Source organism: Cupriavidus sp. 01L43, assembly GCF_056399925.1.
On sequence record NZ_JBFTSH010000009.1, the window covers coordinates 155504 to 174631 of the forward strand.

The window sequence follows — 19128 nt, forward strand, 5'->3', positions numbered from 1 at the left end:
TCCTTTTCTACAGCGTCCGAAAACGCGATCAACCCTGCATCAGCGGTGCCAGCAGGCGGCGCAGCAGCTTCTGCGCGGTGCCCGACAGCGAGGCGCGGCTCCAGCCGCTGTCGCTGCCCGTGGCCGACCACACCACCTGGCCGCTGGCCACGTCGATCAGTTGCAGCGAGATGCCCACTGCCGGTTCGCCATCCACGCCGACTTTATAGCGCCATTCCTGCACCGCGCCGGTCAGCGCGTAGCGGGCGCGCTCGCCCCGGGCCCATTCCAGCGCCTTGCCCACCGACTCGCGCTCGGCCGGCTCGAACAGCGTTTCCGGGTTCAGCGAAGCCGGGTAGCGCTTCAGGTTGGCGATGCCGCCGGTCTTCAGCAGCGATTCGGCGATGGCTTCGGCGCGCAGGCCGGCCTGCGGCGTCTCGGTGTAGTTGACGATCGGCAGCACCGCCACCGTGTCGCCGGGCGACATTTGCGGCGCGCGGCCCACATCCGTCACCGCGCAACCCGCCAGCCACAGTGCCGCGCCAACGGCACCGATCCATGCTGCCATCCGCCCGATGCGGCCCTTGCCAGTCATTGTCTTTTTCATGGGATTCCCCTCGTTTACCTTGAAAACCTTCGTCGTCAATCGTCAGTACAGCCAGCGATAGCGCAGGCCGACCTCGGTCAGCGGCGTCCCGCTGGTGCGGGCCGCGGTGTCGTGCGAGATATACAGCGCCAGGTGGTCGTTGCCGAACACCGACCCGGCCAGGCCTGCCTGCCCGTGGAAGTTGTGGCCGGCGCGCGAGTCGTACAGCGCCCCCACCTCCGCGAACGGCCGCCACTTGCGCGTGTATTCGGCGAGCAGATCGGTGCCGAAGCCGAACAGCACGCCGGTCTGCGTGAAGCTCTGCGGCATGTAGAACGCGGTGTTCGCCTCGTCGTCATCGGCCGGCATCAGCCGCTGCAGGGCCGGCGTGAGCGTGCCGCTGTTGCGGGTGTAGATGCCGCGCGTGGCCACGGCGCGCACCGTGTAGTCCGGATACTGCGTGCGGATGCGGTAGCCGGCCTCCACGTCGAACAGCAGGCCATGGCCCAGCGCGCTGCGGTCCTGGCCATAGAAATGGCTGTATTCGAAGCGTCCGCTGATGAACTCGCGCAGGCCCAGCCGCCACGTGGCGCCGGCGCCCAGCACATCCTTCATGCCGCCCACGCGCAGTTGCGACGATTCGTCGGCCTGCTGGTTGTAGCCGGCCAGCGTCGTGAACGACACCCGGCTTTCCAGATTCCACTGGCCGGTCATGCGCGCGGTGGTGAAGCTCTCCAGGCCGTCGCGGCGGCCCACGCCTACCAGCCAGCGCTTCTGCGAGTCGCGGTAGTCCAGCGTCAGCTCGGCGCGGCGGTCGCCCGCCGGCACGTTGGCCAGCTGGGTCGGATCGGTGCTGCGCTGGTCGCGGAACACGCCGCGCAGGCCCACCGCGTAGCCGTCCCACAGCCGGGCACCGGCGCCCAGGCTGTATTCGAAGTATTCGAGCGGCTTCTGGTGCTGGAAGGTCACGCGCGGCTCGATGGCCTGCGCGTTGAACAGCAGCGCATCCTGCAGGGTCTCCTGCAGGGTGTCGTCGGTGCGGGCCAGCTCCTGGGTCTCGAACGCCTGGGTCTGCGCGGCCGAGATGCGGTCAAGCTGGCGATTGGCCTCGATCTGGCTCGCCACGGGCACGCGGCCCGCCTGGCGCTCCATGATGCGGTCCAGCGCGTTCAGGTCGTTGTTGTCGAGCGCGATCGACACTTCGGCGTACGCCGGCCGCTGGAGCGTCTTGACGTACTGCCGCGCCAGCCACGCGCGGGCCAGCTCGTTCGACTCCGACGACATCGCCCAGGCTAGCGCCACCTCGCGGCTGGCGGCCGAGATCAGGCTCTGGCGACGGCGCTCGCGCTCGGTCAGTTCGGCCGGCGGCGCCACCACCAGCGGCGGCAGGCCCGGCACCTCGCCTAGCTTCGACGCACCGGTGACCGACGGCAGATCCCCCGGCGACTGACGGCGCGCAGCCACTTCCGCGCGGTCGCGGCGCAGCATTTCGATGACGAGGCTGCGCGAGACATCGCCCGACGCGAACACCTGGCCGAGCGCCACCGTCTGGCGGCGCAGGTCCGCGCGCGCCGGGGCGCCCTGCGCGTTTTCCTCGTCTTCGGGGTCAGTGGCCGCGTCGTCCTCCTCGCCGGCCTGCGGTGCATCGGCACCCTGCAGCCCGGCAGGCGACCACGCTTTGTGAAGGTCGATCCACGCCTGCTTGCGGATGCGCCACGCCATCTGCGTCTGGCCGATGGCCTCGTACGCATCGGCCAGCAGCCCCAGCCAGAGCGGATCGGCGCTCTTGCCCATCTGGATCTTGTGCAGGTAGTGCAGCGCCGTGCGGCCGTCCTGGAAGCGCATGGCGCCGGCGGCGTAGGCGCCCCAGAGACCGGGATCGTCCTCGGCCTCGGGCTTCAGGCGCAGCATCACGGCGCGCACTTCGCTGTCCGTGCCCATGTCGACCAGCGCCCACAGCAGCGCGGCGAAGGTCTCGCTGTCCGCATCGGGCTGGCCCACCGCGTGGCGCAGGTCGGCCAGCGCGTGCTCGCGGTCGCCGGTCAGGCGCCAGTATTCGGCGCGGCGCATCAGGAACGTGGCCGATCCTTCGGCGTCGCGCTTCTGCTCCGGCGTCAGGCTGGCGAACAGCCGCTCCACGCGCACGTAGGCATGGGCGCGCGTGTAGTAATAGATAGCCAGTTCGAGCTGCTCGCGCTTGCCGCCCTTGCGCCAGCCGGCCTCGGCAATCCGGCCGGCATCGATCGGCGTCTTGTCGTAGTACTGGATCAGGTTCGAGAAATCGGCTTCCTCGGTATCGCGCACTTCGGCCAGACAGTCGTTGCGCGCGGCGCCGGGCGGCATCGTCATGCAATGGTCGTCGTGCGTGTTGCTGACCGCGATCATCATCTGGCGGTAGCCGTCCGCGAGCAGGTCGTCGCGCTGCGTCAGCCGCGCGAGGTCCGTGTAGGTGCGCCAGTACAGCAGGTCGCGCGGGCCGGCCTTGGCGCGCGCGGGCAGCATCGCGTCCATGGCCTGCGTCAGCCGGCCACCCACGTAGAGCATATTGGCGCGCTTGAGCGCGTACTCGGGCCGGGGGCCGAAGCGCTGTTGCAGCTGGCCGTACAGCTCGAAGGCACGGCCGTCGCGGCCTGCGCGCTCGGCCAGCTGCGCGTTACGCTCCATCACCTCGCGGGCGTGCGGGCCGCTGCTGAGGGAATCGAGGAAGGCCATGCCGGCCTCGGGCTCGCCCAGCCGCTCGTAGGCAGCCACCACTTCGTCGATGGTCTTCAGGTCGCCGCCGCCGGCGCGATGCCGCAGCGCCGCCAGATAGGCGCGGTCGTCGGACAGGCCCGGGGCCAGCCGCATGACGTTGTTCCACGCGCGCTCGTCGTTGGTGGCCTGGGCGTACTGGAGCCAGCTTTGCAGCGCGATCATCGGCTGGCGGTTCCATTCGGCCACCTGCGCCAGCCGCTCACGCCAGACCGGCTCGTTCGGCAGCTTCTGCACGGCGGTCTGCGCCACGCGCTGCGCCTGGTCGAGCTTGCCGGCGGCCAGGAACACGCGATAGGCGAGATCGTAGTCGTCGGCATTGAACGCCTTGCCTTCGGCTGCCGCAGCCGCCACTTCGGCCTTGGCCGCCGCCTGGGCGTCGGCCTGCGAGACATTGCCGGTGTCCGCCACGTGGCGCACGCCGAGTTCGCCGGCTGCCGCCAGCTTGTCGCGCAGCTTCACGCCGCGCGGGCCGTCGAGGAACACCACCTCGCGGGCCAGCCACGGTTCGGTGTCGGAGACACGGCGCAGATGGGCCTGCGCGAGCAGCGTCGCGCCCATCGGCTTGTTGGCCGACAGCTTCAGCAGCCGCTCCACGTACTTCGCCGCCACCTCGGGCTTGCCCGCCGCCAGCGCCAGCTTGGTCAGGTAGCGCAGCACTTCGGCATCATCGAGCAGCTTGCCGCCGCGGCGCTCGGCTTCCGCCAGCGCTTCGTCGAGCAGGTTGCCCGATTGCAGCGTCTGCAGCGCCTGCAGGAACAGCGTGCGCTGCTCGTACAGGTTCTTGGCGCGCGCCTGGGCGTCGAACAGCGCCTGGGCGGAGTCGCGATAGTTGCCGCCGGCCAGCGCGATGCCGGCGAGCTGCTTGTTGTAGAAGTCAGCGTTGCCGGGGTCACGCACGGCCAGTTCGCGGAACAGCTTGCCGGCCGGGTCCGCCGCACCGATCTGGCGCGACTGCGTGGCCAGCGCCTGCAGATCGGCGAGCGACCACTTGCGCATCTGCGCCGGCGTGGTGGCGTCCTTCAGCAGGTCGTTCATCGTCGCCAGCCGCCGCGCGCGCTCGGGCGTCTCCGGCAGCGCCGCGTAGGCGCGCTGCTGGGAGATCTCGATCCGGGTGCGCAGGATCGGGCCGCTCAGGTCCGCGCCCTGCACCGCCTGCATGCGGGCGAGCATGGCCTCGGCGTCGTCGAGCCGGCCGCTGCGGGCGTACTGCTCCGCCAGCACACCCATGAAACTGGTGTCGTTGGGGGCCACGCGCGACCACGCCTCGAGGTAGGCCACGGTCAGGCCGTCGACGGTGCGGCCCTGGCCGAGCAGGCGCTCGCGCAGCGTTTCACGCGGGAACATCAGCGCGAGTCCCACCCCCACCATGGCGGTGAAGGTCAGGACCAGCGCGGGCGGCAACAGCCGCTCGCGCTCAGCCGGCGCAGCGGACTTCGACTTGTTGCTGGACATGGATCGGATCATTCACCGCGGGGGTATCGATACGCAGTGTGTTGCGCTCGCGCACACCGGCGACGGGCTTGCCGTCGACCGTCACACTGCACTGGCCGGCATTGGCCAGCCGGAAGAAGGGCTTGTAGTAGCCGCTGAAACGGAAGCGCGTGACCTGGCCGTCGCGCTGCCAGTCTCGCACCAGGCCGTTGGCCTCGGGGATCTCGGGCACGGCGCGCGTGGCGGCCGGCACGATCTGAAAGCGTGCATTGCCGCCGTCGAGGTGGACGTAGGTACCGCCGCCCGGCGCCGGCGACGAGCCGGTCACGCCGCGCGCGGTGGCCACGTCCGGCACGCCCGTGCCGTTCCAGCGCAGGTTGCGCAGGTTGCCATCGCCCCGCACCACCCAGGCCCCGGCGGCCGGCGCGCCCATCTCACCATTCTCACCATTCGCGCCCTCGCCCAGCTCGCGCGCCACGGCCATGCCCTGCCAGTCGATGACCTTGAGCACGTAGTCAGTGGAATGGATCGGCAGCAGCGGCTGCGTGAGCACGTAGTCATAGACCTTGCGCAGCGCCCGCAGCGACGCCACCTTGGTGCCCGAATAGCTGTGGTAGTAGATGTTCACGGCCTTGAAGCGGTACGGCTTCTCGGTCAGCTCGTAGGTCTCGATCACGCGCTCGAAGCCGTAGTACGGGCCGTGCCACAGGTTGGTGTAGATGTTCTCGTTCTGGTTGGTCGCAAAGACCTGGAAGGTGTTGTCGGCCTTGTGGATGCCCAGCGGCGCAATGGCGGTCCAGCTCGGGTTGCTGCGCGTGATCATGGTGTCGCCACCATTCATGTTCAGCACGCCGGCCTGCTCGGTCAGCTTGAGCGCCTCGGGCGGGGCCTGGCAGTCGCCGGGCCACAGCACCATCTTCACCGGCTTGCCCGGGGGCGCCAGCACCTTGTTGATATAGTCGATCGACCCGCCGATCTCGCGGTTCAGGTCCATCTTGTAGCCGGGAATCGCCAGGTGATAGGCCTCGTCGCCCTCCTGGATCCGGGCGTCGTTCTCGTGACCGGGCACGGTGCGGCCCCACTCGAACGGGTGCGAGTAGGTGTGGCTGGCCACTTCCACGTAGGGCTGGGCGAAGATCTTGCGGGCGATCGGCTCCAGCTCGGCCGTCAGCTTCGGGTACATGCCCGACTTGCCCACCTCGCCCTCGATCACGGACATCGTCATCGGCAGGCGGTATTTGTCGAAGATCTCGCGGAACAGCACCTCGCCCGAAAAACCGCCGCCGGGGATCTCGGCCTTGGAGGCAAAGCCGTCGCCATCGATATGGATGGTCAGCAGGCGGCGGCCACTCTCCGTCGTGGAATCGGGGACGGGCATCTGCGGCAGGCGCAGCGCCTCGCGCAGGAACTGGAGCGGCTGGATGGTCCAGCGGTCCTGGTCGGTCGCCACGTTCTGGCGCACCGCGTATGGGCCTGTGACGTATCCGCCCCATGGCGTGATGGCAGCGGCGTCGAAGGTCAGCGTGCCCGATCGCATGCGCAGCAGCGACCGCGTGTTGGCGGCGCCGTCCTGCACCTGCACCGGCACGGCCTCCGTGCGGTCCGGGGCGACCGGCATCTCGAAGCCCACCATCGGGTCCTTCGACACAATCGACACCGGCCCGGAAACGCGCCCCTTCACCGGCTTGAGCCCCAGCGTGCGCGCCAGCGAGCCGGCCACGGGAGCGCCGAAGCCGTTCATGAAGACCACGGGCACACCCTGGGCGATCTGCTTCTCCACCCAGGCCAGGAAACGGCCGGGCTGCTGGGTGAAATAGCCGTTGGACCAGACCACCACGCCAGCATAGCGGTCCGGGCCGATCTCGGGCAACGGATCGCGCGTCTCGGCGAAGTCCACCCGGTAGCCCAGGTAATTGATCGGCATGGAGACAAAACGCACACCTTCCGTGTTGTCGATGGCCACGCCGGGCTCGCTCTCCTGCACCACCAGCACGCGGCGCGGCATGACCTCGATCTGGCCGACGCCCACGGTCTGCAAGCCGGAATCGGTGACATACGGCGTGATGCCGAGCGCGCGGATGCGGCGCGCGGTGTCACGCGCGCAGCGGCGGTCGGCCGGCGGGCAGTAATCGATGGAAATGACCGGCAGCTTGTACTGCTCGCGGATGACGCGGGCCTGTGCCAGCAGCCAGTCGCGGTCCTGCTGGCTGACTTCCGTATAGCGGCCCTGCGCCTGGTTCCAGCCCCGGAACAGCGATTCGAACACCACGCCGTAGACCAGGCTGTGGACCTGCGGCAGGATCTCGAAGCCCCGGTTGAACAGCAGCCGGGCCTCGGGGTAGCGGGCCTTGATGGCCTGGATCACACGCACCATGCCGGCTTCCTGCCGGGCGCGCTCTGCGTCGGTCTTGGCCACGAGGTGATAGGAATCCATCGTATCGAGGAAGAAGCCGCGATAGCCGCGCTCCCACAGCGGGGCGATGACCTTGTCGACATAGAATGCCGGCCAGCCGTCGGCGGCCTGGTCGACCACGCGTGCCTGCCAGGCGTCGTTGCTGCCCACCAGCCAGTTCTTGGGGATGTCCGGGAAGTAGGCCCGGCTGGGCAGCACCTCGCCCAGGCTCACGTAGGCGAACCACGCCGTCTGCGGCGTGGAGACGCGGCGCGGGTCGAAGCCGCTGTCGGGCTCCACCACGGCCACGTCGAAGGCCTGCAGGGCGTCCACGGGGGGCTTGCTGCCGTAATGGAAGGCGACGTTGGGCGCGGCCGGCCGGGCCAGATCGGCCGCCGGCTGGGCCTGAACCGCCGTCGAAGGCGTCAGCGTGCCCAGCACCACGCCGAGCGCGGACGCCAGCACCGCCACGACCGCCATGGCGCGTTGCCATGGGGCGGTAGCCCGCGACGGCGCCTGGCTGGCATCGCCGGCATGGCCGAAAAGTCCCCGGATTGAACGTTGCACTTGCTTCACTGGCTGTTATCCGCTTCTTCTGTTATGCCTTGGGCGCGCCGTTGGCGGCGCTGCCCGCGCGATGCCCGTCCCCGTGGCCATCGATACGGGATTTTCCCTAATGTGCCGGGCAAGGGGCGATGCTAGGGCATTCGCTGGGAATGGATTGTGAAAAATTGTGGCGGGAGTCCGTCCAGCCCGGATATGGGCCGATAGGGACCGAGGCAGGCCGACCCTGGCGACGCGCGCATGCACGTCCGGTCGGCCAGGCTATGGCTCGATTGACATGAAAATCCCCGTTCTACGTTCAAATTGCGCCTTGGGCGCGCGCCGCCTGGTGTCCAGACGACGTTGTTTTCTATTGGCGGCAATTGTCGTGGCATCCTCCGCCAAATGCCATAGTCCATATGGAGTACAGGAGTTTGAAGCATTCGGCGCCATGGCGGGAAGGGGGCCACCGAACTGCCCGGCGGAACGGAATCGCGCGAATTCGTACCGACTATCGATACTCGGTATGCGGATAACCCTGTCTTACCATCGTCCAAGGTGTTGAGATGTCAGACAAAACCGTGTTCGATGTAGAAAACTCTAATATCTGCTGTTTGCATGCCGAAATACCGTTAGGGGCTTAGTCCGATTGACACGCGAAAAAAAACCGGCAGAATGGGTCCTCGCATGCGCACTGCCCTCTAACGAATTTTTCGACGCGGGCTGTTGCGAAGATCATGCCTCGTCGGGCGATTACGCTCATCTGAAATTCAAGGTTGGAAAGATATATGGAAACCGGTACCGTTAAGTGGTTCAACGACGCCAAGGGCTTCGGCTTCATCACCCCGGACGCAGGCGGCAACGACCTGTTCGCGCATTTCTCGGCGATTGAAGGCAATGGCTTCAAGTCGCTGAAGGAAGGCCAGAAGGTCCGCTACGTCAAGGCAATGGGCCAGAAGGGCGAACAGGCCACGAAGATTCAGGCAGTTTGATAACCGCCTGAAGCGCCCGGCAATATCTTGCCTGGGAAGCCCCGCCACTGGCGGGGCTTTCTGCTTTTTGCAGTCTTGATAATGTATGGCTTTGGGAACGTTTCCCGGGGCATCTGTTTTAGTTCTCGTATACCCATATTCCATGTCGCGGGAATGACTACGCGCATTGCCGGGACAGAAATCTTCGGCGCCTCCTGTCTCAGATCGGGCCCGACGCCAGCCGGCGCCAGACCCGGAGCAGGCGCCGGTCAGGCCGCGATGGCCTTGACTTCCATATATTCAGCCAGCCCGTAGCTGCCGAACTCGCGGCCATTGCCAGACCGTTTGTATCCGCCGAATGGCGCGCCGCTGTGCGGCTGGGCGCCGTTGATCCGCACCATGCCAGCCTGCAGACGTCCCGCCACGCGGCGCGCCCGGGCCGGATCGCCCGACCAGACATAGGCGGCGAGCCCATATTCGGTGTCGTTGGCGATGGCAATCGCCTCTTCCTCCGAGTCATAAGGAATGATCGCCAGCACCGGGCCGAAGATCTCCTCGCGCGCCACGGTGGCGTCGTTGCGGACGTTGGCGAAGACGGTCGGCCGCACGAAATAGCCCGACGCCAGCCCTTCGGGCCGGCCGACACCCCCCGCCACCACCTGCCCGCCCTCCTCGATGCCAATGCCGATCAGGCGCTGGACCTTCTCGAACTGGGCCCGGTTGGCCATCGAACCGACCTTGCTGTCGGGCTGCGTCGGGTCGCCCACCTTCAGCGCGGCGACCGTGGCCCCCGCGATGGCCACGACCTGCTCGTGCAGATGGCGCGGCACCAGCATACGCGTAGGCGCCACGCAGGTCTGGCCGGAGTTGATCATGCAGCTGATCACGCCGTCCGAGACCGCCGCGCGCAGGTCCGCATCGTCCAGAATCACGTTGGCCGACTTGCCGCCCAACTCCTGGAGCACGCGCTTGACCGTGCCGGCGGCAGCCGCCGCCACCTCGATCCCGGCCCGCGTGGAGCCTGTAATCGAGATCACATCGACGTCATGATGGCGCGACAGCGCCGCGCCGACCGTCGGCCCATCGCCATAGACCATATTGAAGACCCCCGCCGGCACCTCGGCTGCGTGCACGATCTCGGCGAAGATCCGCGCATCGAGCGGCGCCAGCTCCGACGGCTTCAGCACCACTGTGCACCCCGCCGCCAGCGCCGAACCCACCTTGGTGGCGATCGTCGTCACCGGCCAGTTCCACGGCGTGATCAGCGCGGCCACGCCAATCGGCTCGCTGACCACCTCGGTGCCGCCCAGCTGCCGCGTGAAATCCGCTTCCTTCAGCGCGGCCAGCGCCGACTCCAGCATCTGCAGGCCGAGCGGCGCCTGCTTGACCTTGCACAGCCATTGCGGCGCGCCAATCTCGTGGTGGATGGCCAGCGCGATATCGTCCATGCGCGTCTTGTACAGCGCGATCAGCCGCGTCAGCACGTCCACGCGGGCTTCGCGGGTGGTGGCCGACCAGGCCGGGAAGGCCGCCCGGGCCGCCGCCACGGCGGCATCGACATCGGCCGCGCCGCCCATGGCCACGTGGCCAATCACCGCCTCGGTGGCCGGATTGACGATGTCGAAGCGGCCGGCGCCCGCCGCTGGCGCCACCCATTGGCCGCCAATATAGAAATGGTCGAGCTGATACATGCGCTGTGTCTCCCTGAGGGTTGGACTTCGGGTGTTTGAAACGAGGATGCCCGGCTCACTGCTCGCAGGTGGCGAGCTTGCGGGCCGCGACGATGGCTTCGTAGCGGCTGGTCACCTGCAGCTTGACGAAGATCTTCTTGAGGTTCCACTTGACCGTCTGCACGCTGATGTTCAGCGTCAGCGCAATCCGCTTGTTCGACATGGACTGTTCGAGCAGCGCAAGCACCTCCTGTTCGCGCCGGGTGAGTCCCGGCGTGGCGGCGATGGTGCGCACCGGCGCGGCGGGTGCCGGCGGGGGTGAGGCGGGCAAAGCGGTCGAAACGGTCGAAACTGTCGAAACGGTCGAAACGGGCGCGGGGGCCATGGCTGGCGCCGAGACACCGCCCGACTCGCCCAGCAGCGCGCGCACATGGTCGACCAGCGCCGCGCCACCATGCGTGGCGGCGCGCAGCAGCATCGGGTGCAGGCCGGCGCCCTCCTCGATCAAGGTGCGATGGAGCCCGAGCCGGTAGCACGTGGCCACGGCCGACTGCGCGCAAGCCTGGGCCTGTGCGCTGCGGCCCAGCGCTTCAAGCGCGCGGGCTTGTAGCAGGTCGGCCACGGCCTGCAGGCGCTCGCACCCGCGCCCGGCAGCAAACCGTCGCAGCGTCTCCAGCGCGGACAGCGCCTCCTGCGGAGCGTCCTGCGCCAGCGCCAGCCGCGCGCGTCCCAACGCCGCCGTCGCGCCAATCTCCACATCGTGAATGCCATCGCCCGGATGCCGTGCCGCGTAGCCGTCGAGCACCGCCTGCAGGGCCTGCGCGTGACGGCGGTCGCCATAGGACAGCACCAGCCGCTGCTGTTCGGCGACCATTGCCACCACGCCGCGATCCATGCCCGTCGCCCGGAAATGCGCCTCCGCGCGCGTGAAATAGGCGAGCGCATCCTGCGGGGCCTCGCGCAGGGCCTGGATGCGGCCGAAGACGCGCGCGGCGCGTACCTGCAGTTCCGCCGAGGCCCCGCGCAGGCGCACCCGGCACGCCGCCAGCGCGGCGTACGCCTCGTCCAGGCGGTCGAGTTCGAACCATGCCTGCGCCACCACGCCGGCGCAAAGGGTCGCGCAGAGCGCCCCACTGCCGTGGATGGTCCGCGCGCGGCGCAGCGCGGCGGCGCCGATGCGCTCCGCCTCGAGCGCGTTGCCTTCGCGCATCGCCACGTTGGCCGCCGCGGCCGCCGCCACCAGCGCCAGCTCGCCACGGCCGGTGCGCGTGGCGCGTGCCGCCGGGGCGCTGTACAGGCAGCGCGCCGCCAGATGGTGGCCCTGTGCCGAGAGCCAGTGCAGGCGCACCGCCAGTTCAACATCCTCCAGCCCACCCGGCAGCGACCGCGCCGGGATCGCATCCAGCCCCTGCAAGGCGGCGCGCGCGCTGGGCTCGTCGTCGCCATGGGTGGCCAGCACGGCGCGCAGCAGCAGCCGATGGCGCAGCTCGATGGGGTCTTCGGCCAGGCCGTCGGCTTCCGCCGTGGTCTCCAGACGCGTGAGCCAGCGTTCGGCAAGGTCCATGCGCGCGGTCAGCGCGGACGCCCACGCGCCCATGCGCAACAGGCGCGGATGGGCCGCCATGCGGTTGCCGCCTACGCTTTCGGTCCAGCGCGCCACCACGCCGAGGTGCGCCAGCGAATGCGCCGGCGGCAGCCCGCCATCGACCAGCTGCGTGGCAAGCTCCAGGTCGTCGCAGAGCGCGGCGCTGCGCATCGCGTCGGCGAACCGCCCCTGCTGCACAAACCAGAGCGCCGCGCGGCGGTGCAGTGGCTTCGGGTCGATGCCCGCCTGCGCCCGGCGCTTGTCCAGGTAGGCGACGAACATCGGATGGAAGCGATACCACGCCAGATCGTCGCGGCGGTCCACGCGCCGCAGGAACACGTGGCGCCCCAGAATCTGGTCGATCAGGGTCGCGGCATCGTCGCGGCTGGTGACGAATGCCGCGAGGTCAGCCTGGAAGCTGCGCAGCACCGACACATGCAGCATGAAGTCGAGCAACTCGGCCGGCAGTTCGTCGATGACCTCCTCCGACAGGTAAGCCTCCAGGTTGCCGCCGTCGCCCACGCGGGCCGGCATATCGCCGGCGCTATCGCAGGCGGCGTCGCGCGTGCGGCCCGCCAGCCGTACGCCCACCGGCCAGCCTTCGGTAATCTCGTGCACCTGCCGCGCCACCTCGGCATTGGCCGGCACGCCGGCACGCGCCGTCAGGAAAGCCGCCGTCTCGTCGAAGTCGAACGTCAGTTCGGCCCCGTCGATTTCCACGAACTCTTCCATGGCCCGCAGGCGCCCGAGCCGCAGCGCAGGCACGGTGCGCGAGGCGATCACCAGATGCAGGCCGGGCAGGATGGCGTCGGTCAACGCCTGCACCAGCGTCAGCGTGGCGGGGTCCTGCACATGATGGAAATCGTCGATCATCAGGTACAGGTCGGCCGGCGTGCGCGCGAGCACTTCCAGCAGCGACGCGATCAACGCCTCGCTGCCCTCCCCGCCCTCCCCACCCTCCCCGCCCTCGCCAGCCTCGATGGCGAGGCCCGCGTGCCCGAGCGCCCCGGCCAGGATGGTGCGGAACGTCGGCAATGCACCATCCTGCATGGCCAGCGTGAGCCAGGCCACGCGCGCGCCGGCCTTGTCGAGCCGCTGGCGCCACTGCGCCATCAGCGTCGTCTTGCCGAAGCCGGCGCCGCCCGTGAGCAGCACCAGCTTGCGGTCGCTGGCGGCCTGCAGCCGGCCGATCAGCCGATCGCGCGAGATCGCGTCGCTTGCGGGGCGCGGCGGCACGATCTTGGGCAGGATGCAGGGAGACGCGACCATCGACGTCTACGACTTCCAGTGGCGTTTGCGCAGCTCGTTCTTGAGCACCTTGCCGACGCTGGACAGCGGCAGGCCGTCGACGAAGTCGGCGCTGCGCGGGATCTTGTACCCCGCGATCAGCTCCCGGCAATGGTTCTGGATCGACTCGAGCGTGGCTTCCGCACCCGCCTTCAGCACCACCACCGCATGCACGGACTCGCCCCACTTCTCGTGCGGCACGCCGATCACGGCGACTTGCGCCACCGCCGGGTGGCTCGCCAGCGCGCGCTCCACCTCGGCGGAATAGACGTTCTCGCCACCGCTGATGATCATGTCCTTCATGCGGTCGACCAGGAACACGAAGCCGTCCGTGTCCATGTAGCCGCCGTCGCCGGTATGCATCCAGCCGTTGCGCACGGCCTCCGCGGTCGCTTCCGGCTGGTTCCAGTAGCCGAGCATCACGTTGGGGCCGCGCACGGCGATCTCCCCCACCGTGCCGCGCGGCACCTCGCGGCCCTGCTGGTCGACGATCTTCACTTCCACCATCGGCGCGGGGCGTCCCACCGAGTGCATCTTGCCGCTCGCCAGGGCGGCCTCGCTGTGATACTCGGGGCCGAGCAGCGTGGCCACTGGCGCCAATTCGGTCATGCCATAGCCCTGCGCGAACTGCGCGTTCGGGAACGCGGCCCGGGTACGGGCCAGCAGCGCGGGCGTCATCGGCGAAGCGCCGTAGCGGATCAGGCCGAGCGACGACAGGTCGAGATCGGCCGAGCGCTGCGGATTCTGTTCGCGCCAGTCGAGCCCCATCTGGATCATGGTCGGCGCCAGCAGCACCGAGGTCACGCGGTCGCGCGCAATGGTCTCCAGCATCTGGCCCGGATCGAAAGCCGTCATCGGCACGTGCGTGCCACCGACCAGGAAGACGGCGTTGATCGCCGCGAAACACGCCAGGTGGAACATCGGCATGACGTGCAGCATCACGATGGTTTCGTCGAAAGTGCCCGTCATCGGCTGGTTGCAAGCCGAGGAAACGAGGTTCGTGTGGCTGAGCATCACGCCCTTCGGGAAGCCTGTGGTACCGCCCGTGTAGAAGATGCCGGCCAGGTCGTCGCCGTGGCGGTAGGCGTCTTCCACCGGTTCGCTGTCGGCGACCAGTGCCTCGTAGTTCAGCATGCCCTCGGGCGTCTCACCGTCGCCGGCGTAGATGACGTGGCGCAACGTCGGGCATTCGGCGGCCACCTTGCGGGCGACGACCGTGAAGGGGTCGTCGACGATCAGGACGGCGGTGCCCGAGTCATTGAACGAATACAGGATCTCGGCCGCGCTCCAGCGCGTGTTCACCGGATTGAGCGCCGCGCCGGCCCACGGCACGGCCATGTAGTACTCGATATAGCGGGCCGAATTGAGCGAGAACATCGCCACGCGCTCGCCGTCGGTCACGCCGAGCTTTTTCAGCGCGCCGGCCAGCCGCGCCACGCGATCGGCCAGTTCGGCATAGGTCTGGCTGCGGCCCTGGAAACGCGCGGCCGTCTTGTCCGGCCGTTGCTGCAACGATCTGTGCAGCGATTGTGTCATGTACATGGGATGTGTCTCCGTCACCAACCGAGAGGGGCGGTAGCGGCCTCTTGGCGGGCCGCTCTGTGGGTCTTCCGGGTGCAGCCGGGCTTAGAAATTGCCGCCGGGGCCACCACCGCAGTAGACGACCTGCCCGGACAGGAAGTTCGACTCCGGCGTGCAGAACAGGTACACGGCGCCAGCGGCCTCTTCCGGCTTGCCGGCGCGGCCCAGCGGCGTCATGCGGCTTACGCCGTCGAGCATCGCCTGCTGCACACCGACCTTGATCTCCCGGCCTTCGATGTTGACGGTCTTGCTCTGGTCGCCGGCCAGAGCCTGCGTCAGGCGCGTCTCGATCAGGCCGAAAGCCACCGCGTTCACGTTGACCTTGAGGCGGCCCCATTCCTTGGCCAGGGTCTTGGTCATGCCCAGGATGCCGGCCTTGGCCGCCGAGTAGTTCGACTGGCCCGGGTTGCCGCCCGCCGCGCCGGACGAGATATTGACGATCTTGCGGAACACTTCGCGGCCCTCGGCCGCTTCGGCCTTGGCCGCCGCGCTGATCACCGGCTGGGCGGCGCGCAGGATGCGGAACGGCGCGGTCAGGTGGCAGTCAAGGATGGCATACCACTGCTCATCGGTCATCTTCTGGATGACGTTGTCCCAGGTGTAGCCGGCATTGTTGATGATGATGTCGATGCCCTTGTGGTGCTCGACGGCTGTCTTGACCAGGCGGTCGGCGAAATCGGGGGCAGTGACGCTGCCGACGCATGCCACGGCTTCGCCACCCTGCGCGCGGATCAGCTCCACCACTTCGGCGGCCGGATCGGCATCCAGGTCGTTCACCACCACGCGGGCACCTTCGGATGCCAGCTTCAGCGCCACTTCACGGCCAATGCCACGGCCCGAGCCGGTGACGATGGCGGACTTGCCTGCGAGTTTGCTCATGTCTGTTCTTCCTGTATCGATTCGTCTGGGGTGCGATGGGGAGCCGGCTTACTTCAGGGCGACGATGGCTTCGCCCAGCAGCTTGTCCTCGCCATACTGGTTGGCGCAGCGCAGCGCCACTTTCACGCGCTGCTCGCCATCGGCCTCGAATTTCTCGGTCACCACGCCGGTGCACGTGGGCTGGTTGCCCAGGTGCGTGATGCCGGTGAAGCGGATGGCCACGTTGCGCACCTGCGTCTGCGGCACCCAGCCGGTCAGCAGGCGGCCCAGGTAGGCGGCGGAGAGCATGCCGTGCGCGAACACGTCCGGCATGCGCGCCTTGCGGGCGAAGTCGAGATCGATGTGGATCGGGTTGTGGTCGCCGGAGGCGCCGCAGTACAGCGCCAGCGTGGTGCGGTTGATCGCCGGCAGGGCCAGCGGCGGGAGTTGGTCGCCAACCTTCACATCGTTGAAACGGGGGGCTTGCATGGTCGTTGTCTCCTTAGCCACGGCGTTCCACGAGCGTGCCGCGCATGTCGGCCACGTGCTCGCCACGTTGGTTGGTCACACGCGTCGTGTTGACCACGAAGTGCAGCGCGCCGCCCTTCTTGTCGTACACATCGGTCACGGTGGTTTCGAAATGCAGCGTGTCGCCGGCGTAGGCCATCTGGTGATAGTCGAACGCCTGCTCGGCGTGCAGGATGCGCGCGAGGTCCAGCTTCAGCAGGCCCATGCGGTCCACGCCTGCCGAGACGTCGCTGTTCAGGCACATCAGGAAGGTCGGCGGCACCGGCAGCGTGGGATGCCCGGCATCCCGCGCGGCGGCTTCGTCGGTGTAGATCGCATCGGTCTCGCCGATGGCCTTGGCGAAGAAGCGCAGGCGCCCCTTCTCGACCTCGATCGAGCCCTTGCCCAGGCCGAGCCCGATCATGCTCTTGTCTGCCATGTTCTTGTCTCCTCTTCGATTGGACGGTTCAGCCGCGGCCGTAGAGCGTCACCACGCAGGCGCCGCCCAGGCCGAGGTTGTGCTGCAGCGCGAGCTGCACGTTCTCCACCTGACGCTTGTCGGCCGTGCCGCGCAGCTGGTTGGTCAGTTCGTAGCACTGGGCCAGGCCCGTCGCGCCCAGCGGATGGCCCTTGGAGAGCAGGCCGCCCGACGGATTGGTGACGACCTTGCCGCCGTAGGTGTTGTCGCCATCCATCACCATCTTCTCGGCCTCGCCCACCTTGGCGAACCCGAGCGACTCATAGGTCAGCAGCTCGTTGTGCGCGAAGCAGTCGTGCAGCTCGCAGACCTGGATATCGGACGGGCTCACGCCAGCCTGCTCGTAGACGGCCTTGGCGGCGTTCTGCGCCATGTGGAAGCCCACCAGGCGGATCATCGACGGCGGCGCGAAGCTGTCCGGCACGTCGGTGGTCATCGACTGCGCCAGGATGCGCACGTCGGTCCGCAGGTTGTGCTTGCGCGCGAAGGCCTCGGTACAGACGATGGCGGCGGCCGCGCCGCACGTCGGCGGGCAGGCCATCGAGCGCGTCATCACGCCCGGCCACATCACCTTCTCGTTCATCACGTCTTCCGGCGTCACTACGTCGCGGAACACAGCGAGCGGGTTGTTGGCGGCGTGACGGCTGGCCTTGGCGCGGATCCGGGCGAAGGTCTCCAGCTTGGTGCCGTACTGCTCCATATGCTCGCGGCCGGCGCCGCCGAACAGCGTCAGCGCGCGCGGTACGCCGGCATCCACGGCGTCCTGGATCAGGTGGCCGCCGATCGCGGTGAAGCCATCGAGCGGACCCTCGCGGTCATCCCACTTGCCCTTCAGCGCACCCGGCTGCATGAATTCGAAGCCCAGCGCCAGCGCGCATTCCACCGCGCCCGACTCCACGGCTTGGCGCGCCAGGAACAGCGCGCTGGAGCCGGTCGAGCAGTTGTTGTTGACGTTGACGATGGGAATGCCCGTCACGCCCACCTTGTACAGCGCGGCCTGGCCGCAGGTGGAATCGCCATAGACGTAGCCGACGAAGGCCTGCTGGATCTTGTCGTACGGCAGGCCCGCATCCTCGAGCGCCAGCTTCGCCGCCGTGGCACCCATCACGCTGTACGACTCGCTCTGACCCGGCTTTTTGAACGGGATCATGCCGACCCCGGCTACCACTGCATGCTTTGACATTGCCTTGTCTCCTCGCTGGTCTTGTTGTGCTTACATCTTGCGCGTGATGAGCTCACGCATGACTTCATTGGATCCGCCATAGACGCGGGCGATGCGCATGTCCACGAACGCCCGGGCGATCGGGTACTCGAGCATGTAGCCGTAGCCGCCGTGCAGCTGCACCATGTCGTCGATGCACTTCCACAGCACTTCCGTCGAGTACAGCTTGGCGATCGCGGCTTCCTCGCCCGAGAGGCCCCGGCGCATGTGCTCGCCGAGGTAGTAGTCCACCATCGTGCGCAGCGCCACGGCATTCGCCTTGATATCGGCGAGCTTGAACTTGGTGTTCTGGAAGTCCCAGATCGTGCCGCCGAAGGCCTTGCGGTCCTTCACATAATCGACGGTCTGGGCGAGCAGACGCTCCAGCTTGGAGGCGGCGCCCACGGCGATGATGAAGCGCTCCTGCGCCAGGTCGTGCATCAGGTAGCCGAAGCCCTTGTTGACCTCGCCCAGCAGGTTGCTGGCCGGCACGCGCACGTTGTCGAAGAACAGCTCGGCGGTGTCCTGCGAGTGCATGCCCACCTTGTGGAGCTTGCGGCCCCGGCGGAAGCCCTCGCGGTTGGTCTCCACCATGATCAGGCTCACGCCCTTGGCGCCGGCGGCGGGATCGGTCTTGCAGATCACCATCACCATGTCCGAGATAAAGCCGTTGGAGATGAAGGTCTTGCTGCCGTTGATGACCCACTCGTCGCCGTCCCGGACCGCCGTGGTGCGGCAGGCCTTGACGTCGGAGCCGCCGCCGGGCTCGGTGATCGCCACGGCGAGAATGGTCTCGCCGGCGCAGACGCCGGGCAGCCAGCGCTGCTTCTGCTCCTCCGTGCCCAGCCGCGCGATGTAGGGCGCGACGATGTCCGAATGCAGGCCGAAGCTCACGCTGACGCCCACGTCGGCCATTTCCTCGGCGATGATCGCCGCGTGGCCGAAGTCGCCACCGCCACCGCCATACTCTTCCGGCAGGGACGTGCCCAGCAAGCCTTCGCGCCCGGCCTTCAGCCAGGTCTCGCGGTCGACGATGCCGTCGGCCAGCCAGGATTCCTGACGCGGCAGACATTCACGCTCGAGGAAACGGCGCACGGTGGTGCGGAACTGCTCGTGATCTTCACGATAAACATTACGAACGACTTCCACGAAGACTCTCCTGTTCGGAATTGACAAGCGCCTGGCGGCTCCCGGGCTGCCTGCGGTGAGCGAAATGATGCGGGGCCGCATTGCGCACCACCCCTCCCCGAATCGGGTAGTCGCCACCGCCCTGCCCCCCGGCGCCGCGCCCCTCCCCAAACCGGG

General features: G+C 68.1%; 12 protein-coding genes. 1 reads left to right on the top strand and 11 read right to left on the bottom strand.

The window, feature by feature from the left end; all coding sequences use genetic code 11:
- Positions 1-28: 28 nt before the first annotated feature.
- Genes AC1DP9_RS16860 through AC1DP9_RS16870 form a run of 3 tightly spaced genes read right to left on the bottom strand, consistent with a single transcriptional unit; the run spans position 29 to position 7622 of the window.
- Positions 29-586, bottom strand: a complete 558-nt coding sequence (locus AC1DP9_RS16860) for a penicillin-binding protein activator LpoB (protein ID WP_092297071.1) — start codon at positions 584-586, stop codon at positions 29-31.
- Positions 587-628: 42 nt separating this feature from the next.
- Entirely contained in the window at positions 629-4771 is a 4143-nt protein-coding gene (locus tag AC1DP9_RS16865) for a tetratricopeptide repeat protein (RefSeq protein WP_477107969.1), read from the bottom strand.
- Positions 4734-7622 (bottom strand): bifunctional glycoside hydrolase/polysaccharide deacetylase family protein, encoded by a 2889-nt coding sequence (locus tag AC1DP9_RS16870; RefSeq protein WP_477107970.1) that lies wholly within the window; start codon positions 7620-7622, stop codon positions 4734-4736. Before AC1DP9_RS16870 ends, AC1DP9_RS16865 begins: the two co-directional genes overlap by 38 nt.
- A gap of 851 nt (positions 7623-8473) precedes the next feature.
- On the opposite strand from AC1DP9_RS16870, the gene AC1DP9_RS16875 reads away from it, so the two are divergent.
- Positions 8474-8677 (top strand): cold-shock protein, encoded by a 204-nt coding sequence (locus AC1DP9_RS16875; protein ID WP_039009350.1) that lies wholly within the window; start codon positions 8474-8476, stop codon positions 8675-8677.
- 248 nt (positions 8678-8925) lie between these two features.
- Here AC1DP9_RS16875 and AC1DP9_RS16880 read toward each other — a convergent pair whose 3' ends face one another.
- The 8 genes from AC1DP9_RS16880 to AC1DP9_RS16915 form a co-directional block, all read right to left on the bottom strand.
- On the bottom strand, positions 8926-10347 hold the full coding sequence (locus AC1DP9_RS16880; RefSeq protein ID WP_092297062.1) for an aldehyde dehydrogenase family protein: 1422 nt from the start codon (positions 10345-10347) through the stop codon (positions 8926-8928).
- Positions 10348-10402: 55 nt separating this feature from the next.
- Positions 10403-13180, bottom strand: coding sequence for a helix-turn-helix transcriptional regulator (locus AC1DP9_RS16885; RefSeq protein WP_477107971.1), 2778 nt, complete (start codon positions 13178-13180; stop codon positions 10403-10405).
- A 6-nt stretch (positions 13181-13186) separates the two neighbouring features.
- Positions 13187-14740, bottom strand: a complete 1554-nt coding sequence (locus AC1DP9_RS16890) for a long-chain-fatty-acid--CoA ligase (RefSeq protein ID WP_477107972.1) — start codon at positions 14738-14740, stop codon at positions 13187-13189.
- An 84-nt stretch (positions 14741-14824) separates the two neighbouring features.
- Entirely contained in the window at positions 14825-15658 is an 834-nt protein-coding gene (locus AC1DP9_RS16895; protein WP_092297054.1) for an SDR family NAD(P)-dependent oxidoreductase, read from the bottom strand.
- Positions 15659-15706: 48 nt separating this feature from the next.
- Positions 15707-16126 (bottom strand): MaoC family dehydratase, encoded by a 420-nt coding sequence (locus AC1DP9_RS16900; protein ID WP_092297051.1) that lies wholly within the window; start codon positions 16124-16126, stop codon positions 15707-15709.
- Positions 16127-16139: 13 nt separating this feature from the next.
- Positions 16140-16583, bottom strand: coding sequence for a MaoC family dehydratase N-terminal domain-containing protein (locus AC1DP9_RS16905; RefSeq protein ID WP_092297048.1), 444 nt, complete (start codon positions 16581-16583; stop codon positions 16140-16142).
- A 28-nt stretch (positions 16584-16611) separates the two neighbouring features.
- Positions 16612-17805, bottom strand: a complete 1194-nt coding sequence (locus AC1DP9_RS16910; RefSeq protein ID WP_092297045.1) for a lipid-transfer protein — start codon at positions 17803-17805, stop codon at positions 16612-16614.
- Between the two features lie 30 nt (positions 17806-17835).
- Positions 17836-18972 carry an acyl-CoA dehydrogenase family protein gene (locus AC1DP9_RS16915; protein WP_477107973.1) on the bottom strand — a complete coding sequence of 379 codons (1137 nt, stop codon included), beginning with the start codon at positions 18970-18972 and terminating at the stop codon, positions 17836-17838.
- Positions 18973-19128 lie beyond the last annotated feature (156 nt).